Source organism: Thiospirochaeta perfilievii (assembly GCF_008329945.1).
GTDB classification, from domain to species: domain Bacteria; phylum Spirochaetota; class Spirochaetia; order DSM-2461; family DSM-2461; genus Thiospirochaeta; species Thiospirochaeta perfilievii.
In genome coordinates this window covers 2,271,253-2,289,712 of the sequence record NZ_CP035807.1, presented here as the reverse complement: position 1 = coordinate 2,289,712, position 18,460 = coordinate 2,271,253, and the positions used below count along the sequence as shown (strand labels likewise).

Annotated in this window: 19 protein-coding genes; 6 read left to right on the top strand and 13 right to left on the bottom strand. The window is 32.9% G+C overall.

Annotated elements, in window-relative coordinates; all coding sequences use genetic code 11:
• The gene (locus EW093_RS10485; protein WP_149568360.1) at positions 1 to 1,311 is read right to left on the bottom strand and encodes a CBS domain-containing protein; all 1,311 of its coding nucleotides are present in this window, start codon (positions 1,309 to 1,311) and stop codon (positions 1 to 3) included.
• A gap of 103 nt (positions 1,312 to 1,414) precedes the next feature.
• Here EW093_RS10485 and EW093_RS10480 point away from each other — a divergent pair, with 103 nt between their 5' ends.
• The gene (locus EW093_RS10480; RefSeq protein WP_149568359.1) at positions 1,415 to 1,936 is read left to right on the top strand and encodes a cyclic nucleotide-binding domain-containing protein; all 522 of its coding nucleotides are present in this window, start codon (positions 1,415 to 1,417) and stop codon (positions 1,934 to 1,936) included.
• 1 nt (position 1,937) lies between these two features.
• Here the strand turns inward: EW093_RS10480 and EW093_RS10475 are convergent, their stop codons facing one another.
• Complete coding sequence (locus EW093_RS10475) at positions 1,938 to 2,867, bottom strand: ROK family protein (RefSeq protein WP_149568358.1); 930 nt, start codon at positions 2,865 to 2,867, stop codon at positions 1,938 to 1,940.
• Between the two features lie 102 nt (positions 2,868 to 2,969).
• Here EW093_RS10475 and EW093_RS10470 point away from each other — a divergent pair, with 102 nt between their 5' ends.
• A complete protein-coding gene (locus EW093_RS10470) occupies positions 2,970 to 4,130 on the top strand; it encodes an ROK family transcriptional regulator (protein WP_149568357.1) in 1,161 nt (386 codons plus the stop codon).
• Here the strand turns inward: EW093_RS10470 and EW093_RS10465 are convergent.
• The 11 genes from EW093_RS10465 to EW093_RS10420 form a co-directional block, all read right to left on the bottom strand.
• Entirely contained in the window at positions 4,120 to 5,406 is a 1,287-nt protein-coding gene (locus tag EW093_RS10465) for an ATP-binding protein (RefSeq protein ID WP_187759677.1), read from the bottom strand. The genes EW093_RS10470 and EW093_RS10465 overlap by 11 nt on opposite strands.
• Before the next feature lie 259 nt (positions 5,407 to 5,665).
• Positions 5,666 to 7,528: a bifunctional metallophosphatase/5'-nucleotidase gene (locus EW093_RS10460; protein ID WP_149568355.1), complete on the bottom strand. Its 1,863-nt coding sequence runs from the start codon at positions 7,526 to 7,528 to the stop codon at positions 5,666 to 5,668.
• On the bottom strand, positions 7,503 to 8,684 hold the full coding sequence (locus EW093_RS10455) for a YibE/F family protein (protein ID WP_149568354.1): 1,182 nt from the start codon (positions 8,682 to 8,684) through the stop codon (positions 7,503 to 7,505). The genes EW093_RS10460 and EW093_RS10455 overlap by 26 nt, the downstream gene beginning before the upstream one ends.
• Before the next feature lie 38 nt (positions 8,685 to 8,722).
• Positions 8,723 to 9,484 (bottom strand): substrate-binding periplasmic protein, encoded by a 762-nt coding sequence (locus tag EW093_RS10450; protein WP_149568353.1) that lies wholly within the window; start codon positions 9,482 to 9,484, stop codon positions 8,723 to 8,725.
• A gap of 42 nt (positions 9,485 to 9,526) precedes the next feature.
• Positions 9,527 to 10,348, bottom strand: coding sequence for a carbohydrate ABC transporter permease (locus EW093_RS10445; RefSeq protein WP_149568352.1), 822 nt, complete (start codon positions 10,346 to 10,348; stop codon positions 9,527 to 9,529).
• The gene (locus EW093_RS10440; protein ID WP_246745025.1) at positions 10,341 to 11,294 is read right to left on the bottom strand and encodes a carbohydrate ABC transporter permease; all 954 of its coding nucleotides are present in this window, start codon (positions 11,292 to 11,294) and stop codon (positions 10,341 to 10,343) included. Before EW093_RS10440 ends, EW093_RS10445 begins: the two co-directional genes overlap by 8 nt.
• Before the next feature lie 50 nt (positions 11,295 to 11,344).
• A complete protein-coding gene (locus EW093_RS10435; RefSeq protein ID WP_246745024.1) occupies positions 11,345 to 12,346 on the bottom strand; it encodes an ABC transporter substrate-binding protein in 1,002 nt (333 codons plus the stop codon).
• The gene (locus tag EW093_RS17660; RefSeq protein ID WP_246745023.1) at positions 12,274 to 12,621 is read right to left on the bottom strand and encodes a hypothetical protein; all 348 of its coding nucleotides are present in this window, start codon (positions 12,619 to 12,621) and stop codon (positions 12,274 to 12,276) included. The genes EW093_RS10435 and EW093_RS17660 overlap by 73 nt, the downstream gene beginning before the upstream one ends.
• 73 nt (positions 12,622 to 12,694) lie before the next feature.
• Positions 12,695 to 13,393, bottom strand: coding sequence for a response regulator transcription factor (locus EW093_RS10430; protein ID WP_149568350.1), 699 nt, complete (start codon positions 13,391 to 13,393; stop codon positions 12,695 to 12,697).
• Positions 13,394 to 13,396: 3 nt separating this feature from the next.
• Entirely contained in the window at positions 13,397 to 14,611 is a 1,215-nt protein-coding gene (locus EW093_RS10425) for a sensor histidine kinase (protein ID WP_187759676.1), read from the bottom strand.
• A 16-nt stretch (positions 14,612 to 14,627) separates the two neighbouring features.
• Entirely contained in the window at positions 14,628 to 14,870 is a 243-nt protein-coding gene (locus tag EW093_RS10420; RefSeq protein ID WP_149568348.1) for a hypothetical protein, read from the bottom strand.
• Between the two features lie 87 nt (positions 14,871 to 14,957).
• Here EW093_RS10420 and EW093_RS10415 point away from each other — a divergent pair, with 87 nt between their 5' ends.
• The 4 genes from EW093_RS10415 (at position 14,958) to EW093_RS10400 (ending at position 18,404) form a co-directional block, all read left to right on the top strand.
• Entirely contained in the window at positions 14,958 to 15,734 is a 777-nt protein-coding gene (locus EW093_RS10415) for a GNAT family N-acetyltransferase (protein WP_149568347.1), read from the top strand.
• Between the two features lie 78 nt (positions 15,735 to 15,812).
• The gene (locus EW093_RS10410) at positions 15,813 to 16,313 is read left to right on the top strand and encodes a hypothetical protein (protein WP_149568346.1); all 501 of its coding nucleotides are present in this window, start codon (positions 15,813 to 15,815) and stop codon (positions 16,311 to 16,313) included.
• Positions 16,314 to 16,336: 23 nt separating this feature from the next.
• Positions 16,337 to 17,050 carry a response regulator transcription factor gene (locus tag EW093_RS10405; protein ID WP_246745022.1) on the top strand — a complete coding sequence of 238 codons (714 nt, stop codon included), beginning with the start codon at positions 16,337 to 16,339 and terminating at the stop codon, positions 17,048 to 17,050.
• Positions 17,043 to 18,404: a sensor histidine kinase gene (locus tag EW093_RS10400; protein WP_149568344.1), complete on the top strand. Its 1,362-nt coding sequence runs from the start codon at positions 17,043 to 17,045 to the stop codon at positions 18,402 to 18,404. The genes EW093_RS10405 and EW093_RS10400 overlap by 8 nt, the downstream gene beginning before the upstream one ends.
• Positions 18,405 to 18,460 lie beyond the last annotated feature (56 nt).

Below are 18,460 nucleotides of genomic sequence, written 5' to 3'. Positions count from 1 at the left end.
TCACTTCCTGGCTTCATTAATATGATCCAGGAAGTCCTGCCTAGTAACAATACCTACAACCTTTTTATTTTTAACAACAGGGATATGCCCTATATTTTTACTAAAAAAAGTCTTCTCTATATCACGAACAGATGAGTCTATGGTAAAGGTTTCAACCTTCCTCGCCATGTAACTTTTAACAGGGGACATCATTAAATCAGACATACGCCCCTTACTAATATCCCGTAGCGTAATAACTCCTACTAACTCACTATTTCTATTTACAACAGGACAACCTGTATGTTCTATCTGCTCTAGATAGATAGATGCATCCATTAAAGTTGCATTTTCATTAATAGTAAAGACATTGTCAGTCATTAAACTTCCAGCAGATATTGATGGGATTAGAGAGCAACGTAAATACCATACAAATTCATCTAAAAAACTTAGGCTATATAGCTCCTTAACCTTTGCAGAACCAGCCATAGTATGCCCACCACCACCATATGTTTTAAGAAGCTTACTTATATTTATTGACTGCTTTTGGCTACGGCCAATAATAAGGGTCTGGTTCCCTTTAACAATCCCTACAATTAGGAAGAATGCATCAGGATTCTCCACATCCATAATCTTCTCTACCACAGCACCAATACCAGGCTCATGTTTTGGTATCTCAATATAAGAGAGCAGTATATAGTGGCCTAAAATTTTTTTAACCTCTAATTTATTCATAACATTATGAAAGAGGTCTATTTGAGACTCCTCCTTCATAGGTTTTAGAAGTTTTCTTACAATACCAAGTTTTGCCCCCTGGGAAATTAGCCAACTAGCTGCATTTAGATCGTCAGAGGTAGTGCTATCAAAGGTAAAGGAACCTGTATCAGCATATACCCCAGCAAGGGCAATGGTGGCATCCTCCGGGGTAATAGTAATATCCTCTTTAATTAACTCCTTAACCATAATAGAAACATTTGCTCCTATTGCTTCGGTTTTAAGTATTGCTTTTTCTATATCACAACAATCAGCCTCATGGTGATCATATATAATAACTTCTTCTACATCCCCAATATTATAATCAGCAAATTCAAAATACTCTTTAATCCTATTTGAGGTTCTTGTATCCACAACGACAACTTTCTCAATATGCTCACCCTTCAATATTTTTCCATACTGAAAATTAAGTTGATTTTTATATAAATTAAGAACATTCTTAGCTACTGGATGAACCAAACGACTTCGTATAATTGTATAATCAGGGTATAAGTAGCCTGCAAGAACCATGGAACCGATACAATCTAAGTCCATATTAGAGTGTCCCACAATAATATTCATTTTAACTCCTACCCTAAATATAGAGCTATAAAAAGAGTTTGTCTAAGTTTTTTTTATTGTATATTGTAAAATTTAACTATTAAAATATAGATTAGGAGTAACTATGGAGAGACTACAAATAAATGAATCAATGAAACCCTATATAAAGAAGATAAATCCTCTACAGTATTTACAGGAGGATGAGATTGAAGATTTTATGGATTTAATTACAGTACACAGGTATATAGATGAAGTTATAATAAAGCAAGGAGTTGTAGAAAAGAGCCTATATGCGGTTTTAAAAGGTAGTGTAAAAGTTACAGTAGATAATCAGAGTGGGGAGTCCTATATATGTACATTGGGAGCTTCTGAAATTTTTGGGGAGGCTGGTCTATTTTTAAATGCTAAAAGAACTGCAAACGTAGTTGCAATGGATAAGGCTATAGTTCTTAGGATTTCTAGGAAAAACATGCTTAAGTTTGTAAACAAACACCCTATAGCAAGTAATAAAATATTTATGATAATGATTTATAGCTTATTACAAAAACTAAAAGAAGCTAACAGGGAGTTAGCCTACGAAAGAAAGTCAGATTTTAACCAGGCTGATATAGACAGCCTGATTAATAATTTATTAACAAATGAGTAGTTTATTTAGTCATCTCTTCTTTAACTAGAAGAGCTGCACCTATAACTCCAGCCTTATTACCAGCAGAAGCGTAGTTAATTTTTGCTGATGGGAAACCTTTAACAAATAAATTTTCAGTAACCTTCTTAGTTAACATATCCATTAAAAAATCACCAGCAGCGGATACTCCACCACCAAGGGATATAACCTGAGGATCTAAAACATTTATAACATTATTAATACCAATTGCTAAATAAGTTGTATATCTATCAACAGCCTTAAGAGGTAGTTCTTCACCTTTTGCCGCCCGATCAAAAATCTCTTTAGAAGAGATCTCATGATCAACAGTTATATTGTTATCAGCCAACATTTTTTCAAAATGCCTAACGATTGCAGTGGCTGAAGCAAAAGTCTCAAAACATCCGTTTTTACCACATGAACAGTTAAAAAAGTTCTCTCCAATTACCATGTGTCCAACTTCTAACCCTAAACCGTTTCCACCTCTAAATGGCTTGTTATTAACAATAACTCCACCACCAACACCTGTACCTAAGGTTAACAAAATACCTGAATCAACATTTTGTAATGAACCTACATAATGCTCTGCTAGGGCTGCTAAGTTTGCATCATTATCGATATAAACAGAAAAGGAAGTTTTCTCTTTTAATATTTCTCTTAGGGGAACATCAAACCAACCCAGATTTGTACACTTAAAAACATGATCAAGCTCTTTACTTACAACACCCGGAACCCCTATACCGACTCCTAAAACATCTGCACCAAAATCACTTTTAGCTTTATCATTAAGTTCATTAATAATTTCTGCGAGATTATTTACAATCTCATCCTGGGTTGTTCCTGTAGGTCTGGAGTCATCAAATACAAGTTTATTATCAAGATCCATAAGTCCCGATTTAATATTTGTTCCACCAACGTCTATACCAATAATCACTTTTTCTCTCCTAACAATTGTATTTATCTTAAATTACAAATATATTATAATTAAGTTAATTTAATTAGTTTTCAATGTCAACGTAATATAAAGGATTAAGATTTGCATCCATCAATAAAAAATTCTATAAATAAAACTCGAGTTTTGCAAGAGATAAGAAAGGAAAAAGGGATTAGTAGAATCGAAATTTCGAAAATTCTTGGCTTAGATAAATCTACAATTTCAAAAATAACCTCGGACCTATTAGAAGAAGGTTTAATTATTGATAAAAAAACAGAGGAAGAGCTTAACCATGCAGGGCGACGAAGAATAGGTCTTAGTTTAAATAATAACTATGGGGTTATTTTAGGGTTAGAGATCCAAACAGAGTATTTTAATGCAGTTATAATAAACCTCCACGGTGATATTCTTTTAAATTACAGGGAAGAGTTACCAGAAGGTGACCTTTTAACATCTATTGATAAACTACTGGAAAAAGTAATAAAGAAAACTGAGGATGAGTTTGATAAATTATTAGGTATAGGAATTGGTATCCCAGGTCTTATAGACCCTTATAAAGGTATTATAATCCAATCTAAACCATTAAATATTAATACATCCCTAGAGTTATACAGCTATCTAAATAAAAAATATACCTATCCTATTTTTATAGATAATGATGCAAACTGCTGCTGTTGGGGTGAACTGACTTTTAGCCTTGGCAAGAGAGATAATAATTTTCTTGTGGTATTAGGTGAAAAAAGACCAATAAATATAAATGATAAACAACAGAGAAGTATTGTTGTTGGTATAGGTATTGTAATTGATGGAAAGGTGCTAATAGGGGATAACTTTTCAGCTGGGGAATTTAGAAGTATATATTGGAATAATTCTAATAATACTCAATTTTCAATAACTGATGATGAAGCTGAAAATGCTATAGATAATATGGATATAACATTAAAGGTTATTAAAGAACTACAGAAGCAGATAGCCCTATTTGTTAATACATTTAATATCACAAAAGTAATTTATACTGGTTTTTTTACTGATTACAAACTGGATACAAAAAGAATCCTAGAAAATGAGATTGAAAATAACTGGGGATATGACTTACAAAAAAATACAAATATTAACTTTTCCACATTTGGAGACTATGATGTATCATATGGTGCAGCAGGACTAATTGTAGAAAAACTATTTACTACTCCAGACATCTCATTTAATGGGGATAGAAATAGCTTAAAGGGTATAGATCTATTTAATTATATATCTAATTCATAAAAGTCCTTCTCTCTCTTAGTGTTACATTAGTTATTATACTTTGATGAAAACCTTCCTTTATATCACCTAACAGTTGGCTAATACAGTCATATAGATCAACTTGAACTATAGGTTTTATTAAGCAGGCATCATATCCTAAACTCTCTATTCGCTGAGTCTCCAAAGTAGAAATGGAGGATGTTAACAATACAACTTTAACATCATCTGAAAAACTATAATTCTTATGCTCCTTAATATCCTTACTATTTATATCTAATATTATTATATTATACTTAAAAGAGGAATTTACATTTATATCTGAGACTATTTTAAACTCAATTCCCCAGCTTTCAAACATTCCGCTTAAGACAGCCATATCAGTATATTTATGGCCTATACATAGAACCCTAGCACCTTTAATATCACCATGTTCTGTATAACTCTTTCTAGATTTTGATCTAATAAACTTCAAAGTAAACCAGAAGTTAGCACCACCGGAGGGTATATTTTTTACTCCTATCTCCCCACCCATAAGCTGTATTAACTCTTTTGATATAGTTAAACCTAAACCAAGACCACCCTGCTCCTTTGTTAAAGAGGAATCTTCTTGGGTAAACTCATCAAATAATTTACTACTGCTAGATGGATCAACCCCTATGCCTGTATCCCTTACAGAGAATTTATAAGAACTCTCCCCAATACCTATATCAATTACTTCACAACCTATTATAATCTCACCCTCTTTAGTAAACTTAATTGCATTCGCTGTTAAATTTGATAGTATCTGTCTTAAACGCCTAGGATCTCCATTAACATTTTCAGGAATAACACTCTCTATGTTAGAACTAATTTTTAGTCCCTTATCCTCTGCCCTATAGGAGATGGATCGTATAAATTCCTCTATTAAACTTCTTATATTAAAGTCCATGGACTCAATTTTCAATGTTTGTTCTTCAATTTTTGTATAGTCAAAAATATCATCAATTAGGGATAAAAGAGCTCCACCACTCTTATTTAAAACATCTAAATACCTTTTCTGAGTATCATCTAACTCTGTATCTAACAATAACTCTGTCATCCCAATAACACCATTTAAAGGAGTCCTTATCTCATGGGACATGTTACCTAAAAACTCAGACTTAACATTAGCAGCAATATTAGCTTTTTTCATAAGGTAGTCTGTTAGCTCCATATGGTCTTCTAACTCTTTTGCATAACTATCATATATGTGAATATGCTTTCTAATCAGACTAAGTATAGGCCTTAAAAAGAAGTGGTAAATTAGGGTGAAAACCAATAAGAGAAGTACTAAGAGAAATATACGAATATTGACAAAATATAAGAACAATATATGAAACATAACTATTAAGAAACAGAATAATATTATCAATAAAGTAAGTTTAACTTTTAATTTTTTAAATATATTTTTTTTACTATCTATCACTCTTTAAGTATATTATATTCAAATTCTCTTTACAAATTTAAATAAAAAATGGGCTGTTGAAAATCTAATCGACTCTTGCAACAACCCCTTTTTATCTTTTTAAAATCAAAGATTATAGATCAGATGCTCTTACTGATCGTACATTCATAGTTCTTCCATCTTCGGATCTAGGTATTTCTAGTTCCCCAGCTAATGCTTTTTTTATAACATTCTGGATCTCAGGATTCTCAAAATCAAATCCAACTATTTTCCAGTTGTTATCAACCTCGGGGGAGACAACACCTTTTTTAACGTCCTCAACATATTTAATAATCAGACTTCGAATACGTCCTGCATCCTGTAAGGAGGTGTAGGAGTCATAATACATATCATCTTGAGTTACTAAACCAAGGCCTGTTAAAGTTCCAAATCTATAGTTATTAACAGCTAATTTATATACTCTATTAAGATCTAAAGGTTTTCCATTAAACATTATATTTTCTACTCTTTGACCAGCAGGTTTAGAAATATCAATATCGTATGAAACACCTTGGAAAACGTCATAGTTGTAACCTCTAATATCTGGGTTAAAACTAATTGTTAAATCTCCTTCTACAGATTGGTTATAATAACTAACTGACCACTCCATATACTTAACTAGATTCTCACCTGTTATATTTACACCTACAAGAGTATTTGGATATTTATAGATATAAGCCACATCTTTTTTCTTAAAAACACCCTCTATTAATGTAGAACCAAAGTTAAATAGAGCTGCCGATGAAACTTCTGCTTCTGTAAAATACATCTGAACGCTATTTATTAAATCCAGAACTGCTGTATCCTCAATTTGAGCCCTTGGCATTGTTGTTACTTTATAATCACCAGTTAAATAATCTACACCATCTACAAAGTCACCACTAATCTCACCAACAACCATATTTGCATCAGCTACAGATTTATCGTGAACAAATTTAAACTCGTTAGTAATTTCACTATTTTCATCAAGCTCTTTAGTTCCAATATTTTTAGCTTCAACACCTTTAACTAACCACTTATCTCCATCTTTTACAACTTTAATATCGGCTCTTGCCAAGTTTGCTCCATACTTACCTGGTTCAATAATTGTTACATCACCTACTTTTTCTACATATGTAGAATGTTCATGCCCACCAAAGATAACAGAAAACTCTTGAATGTTTTCTGCAATTTCAACTATAGCCTCAGCACCTCGATCATCAGTTCTACCTATATGAAAAGCACCAACTAAAACATCATACTGCCCTTCCATCTTCTCTATGCTCTTTTTTACTGAAGCTAGAGTAGGTTCAAATCTTAAACCTTTAAAATGGGAGGGAGAAGAGGCTTCCCACTCAGCAACATGGGGAGGTAAAATACCAATAACACCAACTCGACACCCATTTACATCAAATATTTTATATGGTTGAGCGTAGTAACTATCATCCATCTCTTCTTTTATATTTGCAGAGAGCACAGCTCCGTTAAAAGCTAAAACATTTCTATCTAAAAATGACTTTTCAAAGTTAAACTCATGGTTACCAAGAACCCATACATCAAAATTCATATAATTTAGAGCCTGTACCATTGGGTGTGTATCTAAATCGTTAAATAGTTCCGCTGAGTTATCTTGAACTGTATCTCCAACATCCATTAGGATCATATCTGGATTACTCTTTTTCTCTTCAATAATTGCTGAGTAGACCTTTGCATAACCTGCATCAGAATCAACCTCATCAATTGCATAATCATAGGCATAAATACGTCCATGAACATCTGCTGTAGCACCTATGGCAATGGTCTGTTCTATAAGATCTTTATCACCTTTTTTTGTAATTTCACCTGTTTTAAGGTCATAGGAACTAATTCCACTAGCTGTTGATTCTGGTTTTGCCACTCTGTTGTTTAAACAACTGGACAGAACCAATAGAAGGGCTAAAATAAATATTGTCTTAGCTCTTAGAAATCTCTTCTTCATTTTTGTTTCTCCTTTTTTCTAAAATGATAAAAGCTATATTGGTAAGGGGTACAGTTAAAATAATACCTATACTCCCTGCAATACCCTGAATAATCTCTATAGAGATTAGTGGAATATTTATATATTGATTAAAACTCATAGAGAGTCCTACAACCATTAATAGAAGGGTAAAAGAGCTGCCTGCAAAGGCTAAAATAAGAGTATTTATCATAGTCCCAATTAAATCTCTTCCTATATCCATACCAGAACTAAATAGATCCTTTGAAGAGATATCCCTATTATGTTTAGTTATCTCCATTAAAGAGGAGGTAATGCTCATGGCAACATCCATTACAGCCCCAGATGAGGCAATTAATATGGATATAAATAGAAACCCATTTATCCTAATACCATAATCCTCAGCAATATATAGTATTTGTTCACCCTTCTCCATATTAATTCCAGATAGGTGGGCTAATTTTGAAGCGATATAACAGATAATACCTGCTGAAATAATACCACCAAGAGTTCCTAATATGGATATTAAGGATTTATTATTAAAACCGGAAATAAGTAAAAAGCTAACAACTGTAATAAGGGAGAGGGATATAATTGAGATAAAAATAGGATCTATCCCCCTTAGAATAAGAGGGGCAAGAACAAACAGAATAATAACACCTGTAAAAAGTAGACCAACAAGGGATCTAAAACCTTTTTTCCCTGCAATAAATAGAACTAATACTATAAAAAGTAGTAGTAGTGATGCTAAAAGAGGGACCCTGTTATAGCTATATAACCAGACGACCTTATCACCAGACATTTCTTCTCTAATAGAAAAAACATATGTGTAACCCTCCCGGGCTAGAATATTGTGCCCTTTAGTTAGGGTATTATATATTTCAAACTTTTTACCGGCATCTTCTCCATAAAGGATATTAACCACTAGCTCCTGTTTACCAAGTTTTCGTCCAGGAACATAGGGGTCATCATCTAAATTAGACTCAAGAACCGATAAGACCCGACCTATTACAAAATCAGAAGAGAAATACTTATCTATTTTAATATAATTAAGAGAGATTATTATAATAAAAGCGGATAATAGTAGAATTAACCAGGGAAAAATATCTTCATGTAAAACTTTATGTAATATTGCTGAAACTTTCTGAAAAACTACCATTTTATTACTGTAACACACTAATGAAATGTGTCAAGAAATTATTTTTTATCATATAGTCCAATTTCTAAATTCTCAATCATATCATCTATCTCACCACTTAATCTTAACTTTGATAATCCTCGATTAAACAGTTCTAAATGGGTTAACCCTTTAGGACTATTCTTTGATAATATAAGATGTAGGCTTCGGGATCCAAAGGTTTTTGGATTGTTTGTAAAAAGCAGTTGCTCCTCTATATCTAAAGAGTTCTTAATTTGAGCATAACCAACAACTTTATCATTAGGCATTAAATCTATTCTTTTAGATATAAGAAGCTTATATAACTGCTCGTCAGTTGAAACTTCTAAAACCTCAAAGATTTTATCTTTTAAAGCCTTAGTGAACTCTTCTCCATAATCATACCCTCTTGTAACTCCAATCTTTAACCCTTTTAAATCTTCGAAGGAGTCCCATTTAAAATTAAAAGTCTTTAGATGGAAAAATACTAAGGAAGAGTCTAAAACTTTATCAGAGAGATAAAAATCTTTTTCTGTTTCTAATGTTTCCCACCATATAGCAGATCCATCCCAGGCTCCAATTTTTGCTAAATTATAGGATCTAACCCATGGGAAAAAACCCCACTCCACATCTATACCCTCAAGGGCAAAGGCCTTTTCAACTATATGGGATGCCAGTCCAAAATGGTAGGACCCTTTAGAAAGATAGGGCTCCCACTCTCCATTTGTTAACCTAATACTATCTTGTCCGTAGTTTAAAAAAGAGAGTGCTGTTAGTAAAACAATAAAAAGAACCCTTACCATAAATTAATTATATAACATAGGGTAAGAGTTTGTTACTATTTATTATCCTTTTACAGACCCCGCAGTTAATCCTTTAATAAATTGTTTAGACATTAATAGATATAGACCCATAACAGGTATAGCCGATAGAGTTAATACAGCCAAAATCCTCGACCAATCAGTTTGATACTGACCAAACAGCCTTGTAACCCCTAAAATAAGTGTTTTTTGTTTCTCATCTGTAATAAAAAGCAGGGGAAACCAAAGATCATTCCATAGGGGAACTAAGTTTAAAATTGCAACAGTTCCTAAAGCTGGTCTTAATAGGGGAACAATAATAGTGACAAAGATCCTTGATCTTCTAGCCCCATCAATTAACGCAGCTTCTGTAAGAGACTCTGGAATCTGTCTTACAAACTCAGTTAAAACAAATGTTGCCATAGGTAGTCCCATTGCGATATAAATAGGAAACAGACTAACATATGTATTTAGTAGGTTTAAACTCTTAACTATCTGAAGTAGATTTATACTACCAATCCTAAGCGGAACCATTAACCCTGCAATAAAAAATAGATATATCCACTTAGAGAATCGACTTTTCCAGTTAGCCATAGCGTAAGCCGCAAGGGACCCAAAAACTAAAATACATATAATTGAACCAATAGTAACTACTAGACTATTTTTAAAGTAAACAAAAAAATCACTATCGCTAAATACTGTTAAATAGCTCCCAAAGTTCCACTTTGTTGGTAGTCCAAAAGGGTCTTTGTATATACTTAATTTAAACTTAAACGAGTTTATAACCATTGTCCAAATTGGGAACAATACAACTAAACTCCATATACTTAAAACCGTATATGGTAGGATTTGCTTCTTTTTAATCATTTGATCCCCCTCTATTTGAACCAGTAGCCCTCATTATTAGTGCAACACCAATAGATAACAGAATAAATGTAATTGTAGCAACTGCTGCTCCTAACCCCTTATCAGGGATACCCACAGGGTGCTGACCTGCAATACCAACTCTGTAGAAAAAAGTTCCTAAAATATCTGTAGAATATGCTGGAGCTCCATTAACATTGGCCATAGAGAAAACAACGTCAAAAGCGTTAAAGTTATTTACAAAGGTTAATATTGTTATAATTCCTATAACAGGTTTCAAAAGAGGCAACTTTATGAACCAAAAAACCTGCCAATCTGTAGCTCCGGATATCTCTGCAGCTTCGTATAAATCCTCTGGAATATTATTTAAACCAGCTAAAAACATCATAGTTGGCATTCCAACCCACTGCCACGACGACACAAGACTAATTACAATTAGAGCAATTTTAGGTTCACCTAACCATGCAATTGAAAAATCCTCAAACCCAATATTTTTTAAAAGTAGGTTAACTGCACCCCATTGTGGATTTAAAATTAGTTTCCATATATAACCTGTAACCAGAATTGAAAGCGTAGCAGGTAGGAAAATAATTGTCCTAAAAAAGCCACTTCCTCTTAGTAGTTTATCAGATAGAAAGTTTGCAAAAATAATACCTAGCACATTTTGAACAACCATGTGTACTCCAAAGAATAACCATGTATTTCTAAATGCAGACCAATACCTCTCTGAAGTTCCCGGGTGGGTAAAAAGTTTTATATAGTTATTAAAACCAACAAAGTCTTGACCACTTTGTACTGTTTCTGAAAAAAAACTTAATTTGATTGAGTTTAGAATTGGATATGCCATAAATCCTGTATAAAAAACTAAGGCTGGAAGTAGGTATAAAAACCATTTAAAACCACGTTTACTAAAAAATGTACTGTTTCTGCTTCTTATAAGATTATCCACCATTCACTCCTTTATTTATTACGGTGGGAGAACCCACCGTATTTTTTATTCTATTGTGCTGGTGGATACCACTCTGCAAGACCTGATTTAAAATCATCTGCTGCTTCTTTAGGAGTTTTATCCCCATTTATTACAGCTATTGAGCCTTCCTGCATTAAAGTATAACCACTTGGCTCACCACCTAATAATTTAGGCCATGCCCATCTAACATCTGTTCCTCTACCGTTATTAAGGCTTAAAAACTCATTTGCATGAACATCCTCTATAACAACCGAGTTTTCTGACATTGGGAAAAACCCTGTAGGAAGGTATTTAGCTAGGGCTGCGGCACCATCTTTAGAACCAAACCAAGCTAATAGAGTTTTTACTTCATTAGGATGTTTTGTTTTACTATTCATAGCCATACCAGCATCAGCATGGAATGTTATATACTCTTTTTCTGCACCCTTTGGAGCAGGAGGAGGAAGAATACCCCACTCGAAGTCTACATCATCAAAAGTACTAATAGACCAAGAACCATCAAAATACATTGCAGCCTGACCTGTTGCAAATAGGGCATTACTATCATTATATCCAAGAGCTTCAAATCCACCAGGAAGATATGGAGCTAAAGACTTCATAGCCTCAAATAGAGCTACTACTTCAGGACCATTAAAAGCTTTCTCTTTTTTATCATAGGCTAATCGTCCCTCCATTCCACCTATAAAGTTAGGAGCAATGTTCATAAAAACTACTTCTGTAATATCCCACTCATCACCTAAACTGTTTGCTAAAGGAATGTACCCTGCATCTTTAATTTTTTGGCAATAATCTAAAAATTCATCCCAATCTTTAGGTTTAGTAAGTCCTAACTCTTTAAAAATCTCTTTATTGTAATAAATTCCGTGGGATACAGCGGCAAAAGGAATACCAAAAGCCTTACCATCAGTTGCTAACCATGGAGCTTTATTACTACCACTGTAGTTTGTAGCATAACCTTCTACAGAAGAAACGTCTGCAAAAAAGCCATCTTGATATAATTGATTTCCTGTAGCAAAGGATCTTGCATACATAACGTCAGGACCAATCCCCCCTCTAACTGCATTCTTAAAGTAGTATTATACTCTGCAGGTATAGTAGGTTGGAAAACAACCTTAATATTTGGATGTTGTTTTGTAAACTCACCTAATACAGCTTTCATCTGAGCTGTATCATCAGTTCTCCAAGACCCCATAATAAGTTCTACACTGTTACTAGCATTTTCGACTTTAGCTTCACCATTTCCATTTGCCATAATACCACTTACAGCTAAAACAAAAACAATAAATAGACAAAGTGTTCTTTTCATTTTAATCCCCTTTTTTAATAATTTAATTAAATTGTAGGTTACGGGGGACCATAATTGAAGTTATAAATGTACTCTAAAATGTACTTTTATAAATCACATTGTAACTAATCGTAAAAAAAGAGTCTATCTGTTGGGCTTTTCTTATTGCCTCGGTTCTATTTCCTACATCTAATTTAGAGTAGATAACACTTATATAGTTTCTAATAGTTTGGGAGCCAACAAAGATCTCTTCTGCTATTTCACTATTACTCCTTCCCTTTATTAGTAGTTTTATTATATTTTTTTCCCTTGAATTAAGAAGGTTGTACCAATCAGGAATATCTCTTTTTAAATTTGATGCTGCTTTTTTATTATTCACATACATACTGTCAATTAAGTGGCCTGCCACAGAGGGAGAGATTAAAACAGCCCCATCTTTAACTGCCTGAATTGATGAGACTAACATCTCAGGAGGAATATTTTTGAGCATATAACCATCCGCCCCATTATGCAAAGCATCCTTTACATACTCATCATCTTCAAATGTGGTTAACATGATTATATTAATCTTTGGAAACTTCTCTTTAATAATCTTAGTAGCTGCAACACCATCCATTACAGGCATTCTTACATCCATTAAAATTAGATCAACACTTAGTTCTTGAACTAATTTAACAGCCTCTTCACCATTTCCTGCAAGCCCAACCACCTTAAAGGTTTTATCTAAATTCTCTAAGACAATTTTTAAACTTTCCAAAAATAGTAGTTGATCATCAACCAATAAAATATTCATTTATTACTCCATCTGTTTTATAGAATAGGGAATTCTAGCTCTAATAGTAAACCCACTATTTAATGTCATTGTTTGAAAGGTTCCATTTATAGAACTAAGCCTCTCCCTCATACCCTTAAGCCCAATACCTTCATTTATTTTACTAGCCCCCTTACCATTATCCCAAATACTAATTAAAATTTCCTCATTCCTTAGTGCCATTATGATTGATATTTTTGTAGCTTTCCCGTGTCTAAATGCGTTAGTTAAACTCTCCTGTGTAAGTCTATAAATAACCATATCGATAACTCTTCCAAAGGTATCAGGAGTATTGGAGAAATCAATTTTTATATCTATCCCCGTTATCTGCTCAAAGGTTCTTACAAGCTTATAGATTAACTTAATCCCGACCTCACTATCAGGGGAGAACTCTCTAAGTTTATAAAGTGCATTTCTGGCTTGGGCCATTCCATCATTAGTTTGCTGCTGGGATTGAAGAAGTAATTTTTTAATCTCAGGGGAGAGATCCTCTCCCAAACTTAATACTGCTTGAATAATCATTAATTGGTTAGTTAGGGTATAACCTATTATATCATGCATCTCCCTGGATATTCTCTTTCTCTCCTTCTCAATAGCCTCATGCTCAACTGCTGCTGCATAGTTTTGAAAGTCAAGATTAATATCTGTCAACTCTTTTACCGCATTATCTAGTCGGTTTACATTAAAACTACTATCTTCAAACTTTTTAAAAATTGTCTTTAGAAATATTGCAATGGATAATATTAATAGAGAGGTAAAAATAAAAAACAGCAGTTGGTGGGTATCAGGCTTATTAAGCGAAACTCCCCAGGTTGTAACCGGTTTTTGATTTAAAAAGGTAATTAGTATAAATAGAATAGATAAAAAACCTCCATACAACTTAGGAATATAATAGACCGCTTCTAAAATAATTGAAGCTAGTAAAATGGTCTCTATATTTAAATACTCCCCTAGGGGATACCCAATTAAAACTAGAGTAGCGAATTTAATATTTAATAGAAGAAGTCTCAATTTTTTAGTAAAAATCAATAATGCTGATATTAAAAATGAGACTAATATTAATATATAACTCTGAAGATGCCAGTTTTTAGGTTGGCTCCAACTCTCAAGCAGAAACTTATAATCAAAAAATACAAATAGATGAACAACTAATGATGCTCCAAATAGTAATATATAGATACTAAGCTTATCTCTCTTCATTTTATCTATTGTAATACTAGTATTTATATATTGCACCCTCTCTTTTTTGAGGTATCTCAACATCCTGCTCTTTTAAAACTTTTGCCGATTTATTATTAAGAGAAGAAGCAGTGTTTACTTCAGCCATATAGGATTCTGATTTAACATAAAGATTGTAAAACTCTTCTAACTCATCCTTTGTCATATTATCAATATCACAATCTGGATTTACATACTCCTTATAACACATTAGCTCAATTTTTAAGTCATTCTCTGTCATTAAACATCTCCTTTAATTAAATTATATAGTGATTTCTTTTATATTAATTCAAAAAAATATAAACTTATTTAAAAAAAGGATGTTTATATGGAAAAATGCAGTAAAAATCACAAAAAAGAACTTCTAGATTTTCTACAAGATAGCGCCTCTGAGAACTGTTTTTTATATGGTGATATAGAAAATTTTAGTCTTGATTCAGACTTTATGGATGTCTGGTATATAAAAAATGATAATTTAATAACTTCTATACTACTAAGATACTACAATTATTACGTAGTTCACTCTACGGATAAAAAAGATTACCCAGAGATATTAGATACAGTAAAACTTAATAAAAATGCATTGGGGATATCTGGTTTGGAAAGTGTTATTGATGATTTAAATAGATTAAAACCCTTATCTGATATTAAACGGCTCTACTTAGCTGAACTAAATAAAACTTCTTTTACAGGATTCTCTCCTAAAGAAGAGCCTAAAAGAGCAACCAAGGATGACTTAGAAAAACTTTTTGACTTCGAATCCTCTATAGAAGAGTTCTCCCTAGATGAATCTAGTCGTGAATCATTTGGTCAAGAGGTTATAACAAATACAGGAAGAATATACTTTATTGAAAATGATAAAGGAGTAGTCTCTACAGCTGGGTTAACCGCGGAGAATAGTTTAAATGGAATGATAATTGGTGTTGCCACCGCCCCTGATTTTAGAAAAAAAGGTTTTGCAAAGGAGTGTGTTGGAAGGCTGTGCCTAGAGATGATAAAAGAGGACAAATCTGTTTTACTATTTTACAACAATCCAGATGCTGGAAAACTTTATAAAAGTCTTGGTTTTAAAGATATAAATAGATGGGTTATAGCAAAATTCTAAAAGAAACAGACTCTGTTCATATCTCCTTCACATTTAAGGTTTAGATTTTAATCAGATCAAAGGTTAAGGAGATTTAACATGAAAAAAGGAATAGCAGTATTATTAGTATTAGTAAGTACAGGAACTATGGTTTTTGCAGGAACAAGAGGACGAGATAATGATACTCGTAATAACTACAACAGAAATAACAACCAAGAGAGTAATTACGGAAGAATGAGGGATGACCGTGGCGGTAGAATGATTGAACTATTAGATGATGCGACAATAGTTACTCTAGAGGGGAAATTAGAACTAGTAAACGGGGAACCTGCAAAGCTTGTAAGTGGTAAAACAACATATACAATTATGGCTCCATGGGATCAACTAATAGCTCTTAATGTAAAAGATGGAATGAAGGTTACAATAGAGGGTGCAGAGTGGAACTCACCAATGGTTTGGGACCAGTCAGAAAAAATGTTTGTAGTTACAAAAATTACTATTGATGGAAAGAGTACTGAGATTGATCATGATGAAAGAACAGGAATGATGGGTTTTGGAATGGGGCAAAAAGAACCTAGAGGCCAAGGTTTCAGAAATTAAGAAACAGGGGTATTATGATGGACATGAGTAAAAAGATTTTAGTTGTAGATGACGAAGAGAAGATAAGAAAAATGATATGTGACTATCTTGAGGCGGTGGGGTTTCTTACAATCCCTGCTAAAGATGGGGTAGACGCTGTTTCGATCTTTGTAAAAGAACAACCAGATCTAATTATAATGGATGTCATGATGCCCGGTATTGATGGGATAGATAGTACAAGAAGAATAAGAGAGAGATCTAATGTTCCCATTATTATGTTAACAGCTAAGGCTGAAGAAGGGGATAAACTCCTAGGCCTTGAAATGGGGGCTGATGACTACATAACTAAACCATTTAGTCTAAAAGAGTTAGCAGCAAGAGTGAGGGCTCTTTTAAGAAGGGTCTCATTCTCTAAAGTTGAAGAGGAAGAAGTAAAAATTGATCCAATAATAAAAATAAAAGATTTAAAAATTGACACAGAAAAAATGACTGTATATAGAAAGAGTGAAAAGCTTAGCCTAACCTCTGTTCAATTCACAATATTGAAAAACTTAATGTTAAGCCCAGGAAGGGTTTTTACTAGAATTCAGATATTAAACTCATTTCAAGAGGATGTTTTTGAAGGATATGAAAGAACTATAGATGTTCATATAAAAAATATACGTAAAGTAATAGAGAGGGAGCCTTCAAAGCCTAAATTTATCGAAACTGTTTGGGGTGTAGGGTACAAATTTGCAGAGGAAGAGGACAGTGTTTAAATTAAGATCAAAGTTTGTTTTATTATTCTCTGTAATAATTATTTTAAGCTCAATTATTATGGTTTCAATTATAAATTACTCAACAAGAACAGGTTATAAAGAGTTTGCCCATAAAAATGATATTACTTACTCAAATAGATTAGTCCCTTATATAAAAGCATATTATGAGATGAATAACAGCTGGGAGGGCATTGAAAGTATTATACAAATTCCTAGGGGAAGAATGGGAGATATGATGGATGGAAGGGGAAGAGCTCCAACTCCACCTATAATGATTACTGATCAGCATGGAAAAATTGTATTAAATACACTTAATATAGATATAAAAAGAGTTTCTAAAGAGCAACTAAAACTAGGTGTAAATATTAACATTGAAAATAAGGTAATAGGTTACATCTTCTCAGGATCAATGTTGGTAGAGAAACTAACCCTAGAAGAGGAGTACTTTCTTGGAAGGATTACCAATATTATAATAATTGTTACCCTATTTATTTTAATAATCTCAATAATTATCTCATACTTATTTTCATACAAGCTTACAAAACCCATTTCTAAATTATCCTCTGCATCAAAGAAAATAGGCAGTGGAGATTATACAACAAGAGTAGATGTTAATGGAAATGATGAGATATCCATGTTAGGGGTGGCCTTTAATAACATGGCTAAGTCTATAGAGGATAGTGATTCATGGAGAAAACAGATAATTGCGGACTCTGCCCATGAATTAAGAACACCCACGACCCTAATTCAGGGACATTTAGAGATGATAATTGATGGGGTATATAAGCCTGATAAAAAACATATAGAGAGTATATATAATGAAACTAAGGTTTTAACAAAACTGATTCAAGAGTTACAAGAGCTTTCTAGTGCAGAATCAGGATCTATGAAATTAAACATTGAAAAATTAGATATTAATAAACTAATTAAGAATACATCTGAAACATTTAAAGCGGGTGATTCCCAAGAAGTTGCTTTAAAAACTGAGATTAATAAAAATATTCCACTTATAGATGGTGATTGGCAAAAACTAAAGCAAGTAGTTACAAATGTATTAGCCAACGCCTACAGGCATACTCCTATAGGGGGTGAAATTAAAATATCATCCCATTTAAAAAACAGGGAAGTATCTATAATAATTGAAGATAACGGTTGTGGTATAGCTAAAGATGAACTGGAAAAAATATTTGAAAGATTTTATAGAACTGATAGATCCAGAAACAGAAACAAGGGTGGGAGTGGACTAGGCCTTGCCATAAGTAGAGAGATAATAAGGTTGCATAGGGGTTCAATTTATGCTGAATCTGAAATAGACAAAGGTACAAAAATAGTAATAAAGCTTCCTGTAACATAAAAAAAGTATGATTATTTATAACTCTAGGATATACTTATTTTCATAAAAAAGTATTA